This window comes from Knoellia remsis, from assembly GCF_003002895.1.
Taxonomy (GTDB): Bacteria; Actinomycetota; Actinomycetes; order Actinomycetales; family Dermatophilaceae; genus Knoellia; species Knoellia remsis.
The window spans coordinates 1-8,068 of the sequence record NZ_PVTI01000053.1; the positions used below are offsets into that span (position 1 = coordinate 1).

10 protein-coding genes and 1 pseudogene are annotated in these 8,068 nt (G+C 67.2%); 3 read left to right on the forward strand and 8 right to left on the reverse strand.

Annotated features, from left to right (window positions below; translation table 11 throughout):
• The 4 genes from BCF74_RS16850 to BCF74_RS16865 all read right to left on the reverse strand — a co-directional run.
• A partial coding sequence (locus tag BCF74_RS16850) for a recombinase family protein (protein WP_146133032.1) occupies positions 1-521 on the reverse strand: 521 nt, incomplete at its 3' end.
• A gap of 181 nt (positions 522-702) precedes the next feature.
• Positions 703-930 (reverse strand): hypothetical protein, encoded by a 228-nt coding sequence (locus BCF74_RS16855; RefSeq protein ID WP_028707603.1) that lies wholly within the window; start codon positions 928-930, stop codon positions 703-705.
• A gap of 4 nt (positions 931-934) precedes the next feature.
• Positions 935-1,474, reverse strand: a complete 540-nt coding sequence (locus tag BCF74_RS16860) for a hypothetical protein (protein WP_106299085.1) — start codon at positions 1,472-1,474, stop codon at positions 935-937.
• Positions 1,475-1,511: 37 nt separating this feature from the next.
• Entirely contained in the window at positions 1,512-1,952 is a 441-nt protein-coding gene (locus tag BCF74_RS16865; RefSeq protein ID WP_044636310.1) for a single-stranded DNA-binding protein, read from the reverse strand.
• A 116-nt stretch (positions 1,953-2,068) separates the two neighbouring features.
• Between BCF74_RS16865 and BCF74_RS17190 the strand changes: the two genes are divergently transcribed.
• Positions 2,069-2,311: a hypothetical protein gene (locus BCF74_RS17190; protein WP_146133033.1), complete on the forward strand. Its 243-nt coding sequence runs from the start codon at positions 2,069-2,071 to the stop codon at positions 2,309-2,311.
• A 104-nt stretch (positions 2,312-2,415) separates the two neighbouring features.
• Here the strand turns inward: BCF74_RS17190 and BCF74_RS16875 are convergent, their stop codons facing one another.
• Genes BCF74_RS16875 through BCF74_RS17600 form a run of 4 tightly spaced genes read right to left on the reverse strand, consistent with a single transcriptional unit; the run spans position 2,416 to position 6,970 of the window.
• Positions 2,416-3,957, reverse strand: a complete 1,542-nt coding sequence (locus tag BCF74_RS16875) for a hydantoinase/oxoprolinase N-terminal domain-containing protein (RefSeq protein ID WP_106299087.1) — start codon at positions 3,955-3,957, stop codon at positions 2,416-2,418.
• Positions 3,954-5,090, reverse strand: coding sequence for an S-methyl thiohydantoin desulfurase family protein (locus BCF74_RS16880; RefSeq protein ID WP_106299088.1), 1,137 nt, complete (start codon positions 5,088-5,090; stop codon positions 3,954-3,956). Before BCF74_RS16880 ends, BCF74_RS16875 begins: the two co-directional genes overlap by 4 nt.
• Complete coding sequence (locus tag BCF74_RS16885) at positions 5,087-6,373, reverse strand: cytosine permease (protein ID WP_106299089.1); 1,287 nt, start codon at positions 6,371-6,373, stop codon at positions 5,087-5,089. The genes BCF74_RS16880 and BCF74_RS16885 overlap by 4 nt, the downstream gene beginning before the upstream one ends.
• Positions 6,374-6,376: 3 nt before the next feature.
• The gene (locus tag BCF74_RS17600; protein WP_218279305.1) at positions 6,377-6,970 is read right to left on the reverse strand and encodes a TetR/AcrR family transcriptional regulator; all 594 of its coding nucleotides are present in this window, start codon (positions 6,968-6,970) and stop codon (positions 6,377-6,379) included.
• A 294-nt stretch (positions 6,971-7,264) separates the two neighbouring features.
• Between BCF74_RS17600 and BCF74_RS16895 the strand changes: the two are divergent.
• Positions 7,265-7,426 (forward strand): annotated as a pseudogene (locus tag BCF74_RS16895) (transposase); the annotation flags it as partial.
• Positions 7,427-7,469: 43 nt separating this feature from the next.
• Complete coding sequence (locus BCF74_RS16900) at positions 7,470-8,015, forward strand: hypothetical protein (RefSeq protein ID WP_245889431.1); 546 nt, start codon at positions 7,470-7,472, stop codon at positions 8,013-8,015.
• Positions 8,016-8,068 lie beyond the last annotated feature (53 nt).

An 8,068-nucleotide genomic window follows, 5' to 3' on the forward strand; every position in this document is an offset into this window, starting at 1 on the left:
GTGCCGCCGCCGATGGCCTTTTGGGTCATGCCCTTGGCGACCTCGGTGGCGAGGTTGCGGGAGTAGAACTCGGCGATGGTGGACATGATGCCGTGCAGGAGCATCCCCGAGGGGGTCTCGTCGATGTTCTCGGACGCGGACACGAGCATGACCCCGCACTGTTGGAGTGCGAGGTGGATGCTCACGTCGTCGGCGCGGTTCCTGGCGAGCCGGTCGACCTTGTGAACGATGCAGTACGCGACCTTGTTGGTCTTGACGTACTGGATCATCCGCATCAGTTCGGGCCGGTCGGACGACTTGGCTGAGGCTCCCGCGTCGACGAACTCCTCGACGATGCCGGCGCCGAGCTGTTCGGCCTTACGCCGGGTCGCTTCGCGCTGGGCGGGGATCGAGAAGCCCTCGTCGGTCCCGCCCTTCTCTGCCTGCTCGCGGGTCGAGACCCGCAGGTACGACACGGCGGCAGCCGCAGTGTTGGGCGGGTCGATGAGGCTGGTAGCCGGATCATCGGCAATGGTGGTCATCGGGGGCTCACTCTCACGCGGTTCGACCCTCGCGCTCCCACTGTTGGTGGGAGGGGTGTTGATCGTGAGAGCAGCCGATGAAGGCTGTAGGGCGAGACCCGATGGTCTCGGTGCGTGTTGCCCGCCGAACGGCGGGGTTTAGGCCACAACACCCCGCATCGCGAGGCTTGCAGGTTTCATTCTACCGGGCGGCTTCAGAGGCGGCCAGGCCATCGGGAGCCGCCTGGTAGGTGTCGGGCACCCGCACGGCTTCACGGGCCGCGCGGCTCTCGCCGGTCTCCTGCAACGTCAGCCGGATGAGAACCTCGGCGAGTTTGTGGAGGTCGGCGCGCTCGCGGTGGACGGCCCGGACGGAAAACGACCGCTCCTCGTAGGGGCGACGGTCGGTCTTCTTGGCGTAGCGGCTCATCGGTCTACGGCGCTTCGTCGTCGTCCAGGCTGGCGTAGAACTCGTCTTCGGCCTCCTGGCGCTTGCGGACTTGCGCGATGACGAACTCGGCGAATTCGGTGTCGCGGTCGGTGAAGGTGAAGTCCTGGATCGTCGGCGCCGGGTCCTCACCAGGCCAAGCAGCTTGCCGGGTCGGGCGGTCTCGGTCTCCACGAGTACCGCAGGCGGTGACCCAGTAGCGAAGGCGCTCTCGTGCGTCGGCGAAGTCGCGGTGCCAGCCGAGCGGCGCGGAGGCGTTCTGCTCGGGGTCGTAGGCACCGAGCCAATGCAGGTGCAGCGCCGACAGCTCCCAAACCATCTCCGGGTGGTGATGCCAGAACGGCGGCACCACCGCGACGGTGAGGCCGTAGGTGCGACGCAGCCAATCAACCCACCGGTTCAGCGCGAGCCATTCCTGCTCCAGCTCGTGCGCCGTCAGCAGGTTCCAGTTCACGGGGTGAGGCGGCTCGGGCATGTCCGCGTTGGTGACACGGGGCGGCCCGTCGAAGACGTCCGGCTCATCCATCTCATGCTGATCGTTCATGGTGCTGTCGCTCCCGAACTCACATGGAGACCGGGGCGTGCGCCGCGGTCGCTGCTCGCTGCGTCGGCTCGTACGCCGCTGCGTCCCGGCCGACTCCATTGCGCGGCGTGCGGTCCACCTCGTAGCGGGTTCGCGCGGCGTCATGGCCGATCTTCTTGGCAACGAACTCCTCGCCCTCGATCGCCTGACCGTTGCGCTCGTAGCTGACCGGCCGCGTGTAGCCCTCGGCGACGAAGTTGTCGCCCTGCGCGAAGTTCGCGTGCGCATGCTCAGCGGAACGCCCGAACATCACCAAGTGGTGGTAGGTCGTCTCGGTCTGCGTGAAAGAGCCGTCGTCCTCGCGGCGGAAATGCTCCTTGCCGATACGGGCGAAGAACCTGGCGTCTCCCTTGGCCGTCTCGGTGAGCAACGGCTCCGACGCGATGAAGCCTGACAGCGATTCCTGCGTGTGAATGGCCATGATGGGAACACGCCCAAGCCCAGGAGCAGACGCCCCAGCAGCGGTGGGCCAAGCTCGCAGAGACCCTCGACCCGCGACTACCCCAGGAGCCGGACTGGCCCGCCCTGGCCAACGTCATGCAGCACCTCCACGACGAAGGCCACGACGTCCCCGCCCTGGCCCGCGCGACCGTCACCGAAGACCCCCTCGGTCGCCAACCCGCTCAGGACCTGCGCTACCGGCTCGTGGTCATCAGCCCCCCACCCCAGAAGCAGGTGAGCCGTCATTCCGGCATCGTCGGCACCACCACCGAGAAGACGCGACCGGAGCGCCGGGAGGCTGCGCGCCGCGACCGTAGCCCACGGGCTCCCGGACGGTAAGACCACCTTCCCCGGAAGACCTCGACACCTACCCCCGCACCGACGCGCCAGCGCCCTGCTTCGGACAGGAGTCACGTTGGCGCCTGCGGGCCGAGCAGCCCGCTTTAGGCCAGGCGGCCGACTGCGGTGGCGCGGATCTGCACGGAGTGGGCATCGCTATAGGCCATCGGCAGTTCTTCAATCGAGGTCACCTCGACGGTGCTCGGATCCGCTCCGGCCAGGCAGGCCCGATGCACCGCGTCCGCGGCGACCTCTTCTCGCGCGGCCCGCCGATCTACTCCGGTCGCAACCTTCTCCGATTGGCCGGCGACGTCTCCGAGGGCCGCCCCGACGGCGTTGGCGGCACCGAAGTGCTCAGGGCGGATCAACTCGCTCACACCGGCCAGCTCCTCCGGGGCAACGATGCTTCCTCCCCCGACCAGGATGACGGGGACGGGCGCGGCCGAGGGCTTCATCCGGTCGATGGTCTCCTCCAGCAACTCTCGGATGGCTTCCCAGGCCCGCGCTCCGACAACCCGGTCCGTCTCGGGCGGGGCCACCCCGTCGATGGTCGCCCCTCCCATGAGCAGAGCGACGTCGGTCGCGGTGAGCACGGAGCCGCCGAACACCAGTGCCTCGCTTGTGAGGCGGTATCCCACGCTGTCTGGGCCCAGGACGACCTCACCCTCACGGTCCCGCACCCGCGTTCCTCCGCCCAGCCCCACGGACAGGATGTCCGGCATGCGGAAGTTCGTGCGGATCCCGCCGATCACCGATGCCGTCGCGGACTGCCGGGGGAAGCCGTCGACCAGGACACCGACGTCGGTCGTGGTTCCCCCGATGTCGACGACGAGTGCGTCCCGTAGTCCCGACAGGTGCGCCGCGCCGCGGATCGAGTTGGTCGGTCCGCACCCGATCGTGAGCACGGGGAACTCGAGAGCATAGGACAGTTGCATCAAGGTGCCGTCGTTCTGGCCGAAATACGGCTTGGCCGTGATCCCGCGCGCCTCCAAGGCACGGAGGAAGCCTTCGGCCATGCTGCGCAGCGTCTTCATGAGCGCGGCGTTGAGCACCGTGGCATTCTCTCGCTCGAGCAGACCGAGGGCGCCGATCCGCGCCGAGAGAGAGACCGGTACGCCCAGCTCCTCGATCACGATCTCGGCGGCGCGCTGCTCCTGATCCTCCCGCAGGGAGGAGTAGACCCCCACGACAGCGACCGCTTCGACCTCGCCCTTCATGGCCCGGCACGCACTTCGGACGGCGTCCTCGTCTAGCGGGGATAGGAGCCTGCCGTCGACCTCGTACCCGCCGCCAACCACATACGCGTGCTTCCCGATCACCGCTCGCAGATCTTCTGGCCAGCCCTCCAGGGGCGGCACGGACGTCGTGGAAGGAGCCGCCAGACGGAGCACACCGACCGGGCTGAGACCCCGCCGTTCGACGATGGCGTTGGTGCAGTGAGTGGTGCCGAGCATGGCGTAGCGGATGGTGCCTGGATCGATGCCCGCCAGGCTCACGACGCGATCGATGGCGTTGATGACGCCATCTGCTGTGGGTTCCGTGGTGGGCACCTTCACGGCCTTCACGACCTGGCCATCTACGTCCAGGAGTGCTGCGTCGGTGTTGGTGCCGCCGACGTCGATGCCGAGACGGTAGGTCTGGTTCACGCGTTCTCCTCTTGCGATGCGGGGCGGGCCTGTCGGGCGAGCTCTTCGACCGGGGTCCAGGGGACGTCGTATCCGAAGTAGGCGGGGCCAGCGGTCTCCAGTCCCCGCTCGGTGCGCCACCAGGAGTGGGCCGGCAGTCCGATCACGGTGACTCGAGCCCCGTAGCGCAGGGTCTCGGTGGTGATGGGCCGGCCGGTGACGAGGTCGAGTACAGCAATGAGGTCGGGCGTGACGGCGACGGGCCGATCGTCCACGCGCGCCAGGAGCATCTCGTTCTGGAAGTCCAGGCGGAGGGTCCCCCCCTTGTCGGCGCCGAGGCCGGCCAGGTGGGCCACGCCCCGGGTAAATCCTCCTCGCACCTCGCGCTGCAGGTCCGCGACTTTGCCGTCGAACAGGCGGAACGCTCCGAGCGCCTCGCAGAGCCGGTCGACCGGCGTACAGTGCGACGGATCTGCGTCACGGTCGAGCAGGATCCGCCCGATGTGTCGAGCCAGGGACAGGGTCCCGGGGATGGCGCACTCCCGCACGACCGCGCCCATGTGGACGTAGTCGATCGCCGTGGCCGATCCACCCATCTCCACGGTGACCGCGCGGGCGATCCGTTCGGACCGTGCCCCGCCGATGGCGTGGATGACGACGTCGTTGCCCAGGTGGTCGACCATGACCACCGGGCCGGGCTCGTAACCGGCGAGATGGAAGGTGACCATCTGGTTCTCGGGGAACGCGCGTCCCATGGCGTCGCCGTCGAGGATCGGCAGGCCGCTGACCGCAGCTGCCGCGATCGGCACCATCGAGTTTCCGCCGCCGACCTCGATCGGCATCACGACGGTCGGACGGCGCCCGGTGTGCTCCTCGAGCACGGCCAGCGCCCGCGTCAGCTCGTCGTCGGCCATGGGGCGCTCGATGACCACGGAGGGCGAGCCGATGGCGCCGACCGGGGGGACGATGTCGTCGTCGGCCAGGTCGTTGACGCCGATCACCCGCACCGGCCCGTGCAGCCGGATGAGCCGCTTGGCCATCAGCGCGCCGATGTGGGGGTCCCCCCCTCCGCCTGTCCCGAGGACAGCGGCACCCAACGCGATCTCGTCGATATCAGCTTCCGTGATCCGGGTCAGGCTGGGGTACGACTTCATGCGGCCACCTCCGTACCGCGGCGGACCGCCATGGTGAGCAGGGTCTGGACAGCGAAGGCGACGAGCAGCCCGTCCAGCGCCGGGATGGTGGTGAGCGTGAACAAACCCAGTCCCAGGCCATCGCTCGGCTTGGTGGTCGCGAGCGAGACCAGGATGCCGACCGCCCAGGCGAGCATGGGTAGCACGTGCAACGTCGGGTGCTCAGCCTCGACCGCGAACCGCGTCGATCCCCGCTCGACCAGGTAGGTAGCCAGGTAGACGCCGCCGAACGGGGCGATCATCGTGCCCATCGCCGAGATGAAGGAGACGAACCAGTCGGTCCCGAGCGCGGCGATGACGATGCCGGTCACGCCGAGCACCACCGTGGTGATCCTCCGGTCGATGCGGTTGCTGATGGACGAGAAGCTCAGGGCGGCCGAGTAGACGTTCGTCGAGTTCGTCGTCCACTGCGCCAGGACCAGGACCACCACCGCCGACAGGCCCATGCCCACGGTGAAGAACATCTGCATGATCTCCTCCTGCTTCAGGGCACGGGTCATCACCAGGGCGACGACGATGATGATCGAGTTGCCGAAGAAGAAGCCGACGAAGGCTGCCGCCATGGCGGCCCTGGGAGTACGCGCCCAGCGGGCCATATCGGGAGAGCTCACGGCGCCGAGCACGAAGATCCCCATGACCAGCGACACCGCTCCGCCGAAGGTGAACGTGGCATCCACCGGATCGGACAGGTTGGCGGACCGACCGTCACCCAACGACCGGACCACGCCGACCGCGAGCAGGATGAGGAGCAGCGGGACCGCGACGTTGCTGAGGCTCGAGATCGACCGGTACCCCCAGATCGCCGTCAGCATCATGAGGATCCCACCCCCGGCGACGAAGACCGCGGTGGGAAGGTCGACCCCGACCAGCTCACGCGTGGCGATCTGCAGGTTGGTCCCGAAGAAGCCCGCCTGGACGGCGAACCAGCCGGTCAGGCTCAGCGTCATCATCAGCGTGAGGACGATGCCGCCCGCCCGCCCGAACACGGCGCGGGAAATCATCGCGGTAGACAACCCGGTCGCTGCACCGACCCGGGCGCAGAACATGGCCAGGACCCCGAGGAGCAACGACCCGAGCATGGTTGCCGCCAGGGCCGAGGAGAAACTGAGGCCGGCACCCAGCGCCGCACCGAGGAAGGCACCGGACAGGTCGATGCCGATGGCGATCCAGACTGCCGCGATCGACATCCAGCCACGACGTTGGTCCTGGGGGACCACCCCGTGCTCGTAGTCAACACCGGCCATGCGTCACGCTCCGTTCAGGTTGTGGGAGAGGTGGTTGTGGAGATAGGCCCAGACGAGCTGGGACCGCTGCTGGTAGAGCTCAGGGGAGTAGTGGTGCAGCTCCAGGAACAGGCCGTCCATCAGTGCGATTGCCGTGGCGACGAAGGCGTCGGCCTGCTCCACCCCGCCGGCCACCCCACCCGCACCGATAGCGTCGACGTAGGCTTCACGCAATGCTGTGGTGACCACGGCCTCGTCATCGAGGTGTACCTGCCTCAGCCCGCTGGAGTGGCTTTCCTCGACCGCGGCGCGGAGACTGAACTCCGCCAGCTGCGGGCGGTCGCGGTAGAACTCCTCGACACCCTGGAGCAGGACCCTGATGCGCTCGATCGGGGCGAGCGTCGCGGATCCAAGGACAAGCTCTCGGAAGAACCCGGTCAGCTCCCGGTTCACCTCCGTGTAGACGGCGTGATAGAGCGCCTCCTTGCTGGCGAAGTGCGCGTACAGACTCGGAGTCTTCACGCCGACCCGCTCAGCGATTTCGCGCAAGGACGTCTGTGAGTACCCCTTCTTCGAGAAGAGGACCCGGGCCTCCTGAAGGATGCGTTCCTTCGACATGGTGTCCCTACCTAACGATCGTTAGGTAGGGACACTAGCGAAGGAGGCAGCTCTGCACAAGACCCTCGCGCGCGGCGCGTCTGATCCGAGGAGAAACTCAACTCGGACTGCGCAAGGCCGGCCTTGTGAGGCTCTGGAGGCATGGCATGGCGCGCCCGCACCCGTCGCATCGTGGGATGGTCCATCGCCGACCACATACGCACCGAGCTCGCCTCAGCGATCCTCGAGTTCCACTCAAGGTCACGCCGATTATGCCCTCATAACCGGTCTGCCATGAAGTTTGGAACGCGACACTTCGACCGGCCCCGCACCAGCAATGGACCCACCGAAGCCGTGAATGGACGACTGGAGCATCTGCCCGGACTGGCCCTCGGCTTCCGGAACCTCAGTCACTACATCGCCCGAGCACTCCTCGAAGCCGGCGGATTCAGACCCCAACTACACCCTGGATTGTGAAGAGCCCCCAAACGCCGAAGCCGTTCTCAAGCCGGTGTGCTTCGTGTTCGACTTCGCCCCTACTCGTGCGCTCCGTCAGATCGCCGACTACGGGGCCGGTCTCTCGCCGGAGACGCCGAACCCCGAGCAAGCGGTCGAGGAGCTCGTGAAGTTCCTACCCGTGTTGGCGTACGACGGGTCGAACATGTTTCAGGTCGATGCTGGCGGCATCCTCGACATCGCCATGTCGGGCACCTCCGCGACCCTCCTGGCACGCAAGTGGGAGTCCGCGATCCTCGTCAACGTCGACAACGACACCCTGCGCAAGATCATGAACACCCCGGACGCCCTCAACGCCGTCATGAACATCGAAGGCTTCCGCGCGCTCGGCAACGACATCTTCGAGACCGTCGTGAACAAGAGCGACGCCGTGAAGAAGGCGAAGAAGGAGAAAGGCGAAGACATCACTCCGGCGGAGAAGAAGGAGCTCACGGCGGAAGAGAAGGAGTACAAGTCCAAGCGCAAGCAGATTCAGGAGAAGCTGGTCAAATTCACCACCCGCATTCCGCCCGAGTCGTGCCAATTTAGTGTGTCGCCGGTGAGGGGCTGATCGCCTCGAGGATCTCGCGTGCGGGTTCGGTGAGGGGGTCGGCGGCGAGGTGT

What these genes read in the sequence shown, in the direction of transcription:
- BCF74_RS16855 (WP_028707603.1), bottom strand. Translation starts at nt 930, where the DNA reads ATGAGCCGCTACGCCAAGAAGACCGACCGTCGCCCCTACGAGGAGCGG.
- BCF74_RS16860 (WP_106299085.1), bottom strand. Translation starts at nt 1,474, where the DNA reads ATGGATGAGCCGGACGTCTTCGACGGGCCGCCCCGTGTCACCAACGCG.
- BCF74_RS16865 (WP_044636310.1), bottom strand. Translation starts at nt 1,952, where the DNA reads ATGGCCATTCACACGCAGGAATCGCTGTCAGGCTTCATCGCGTCGGAG.
- BCF74_RS17190 (WP_146133033.1), top strand. Translation starts at nt 2,069, where the DNA reads ATGCAGCACCTCCACGACGAAGGCCACGACGTCCCCGCCCTGGCCCGC.
- BCF74_RS16880 (WP_106299088.1), bottom strand. Translation starts at nt 5,090, where the DNA reads ATGAAGTCGTACCCCAGCCTGACCCGGATCACGGAAGCTGATATCGAC.
- BCF74_RS16885 (WP_106299089.1), bottom strand. Translation starts at nt 6,373, where the DNA reads ATGGCCGGTGTTGACTACGAGCACGGGGTGGTCCCCCAGGACCAACGT.
- BCF74_RS17600 (WP_218279305.1), bottom strand. Translation starts at nt 6,970, where the DNA reads ATGTCGAAGGAACGCATCCTTCAGGAGGCCCGGGTCCTCTTCTCGAAG.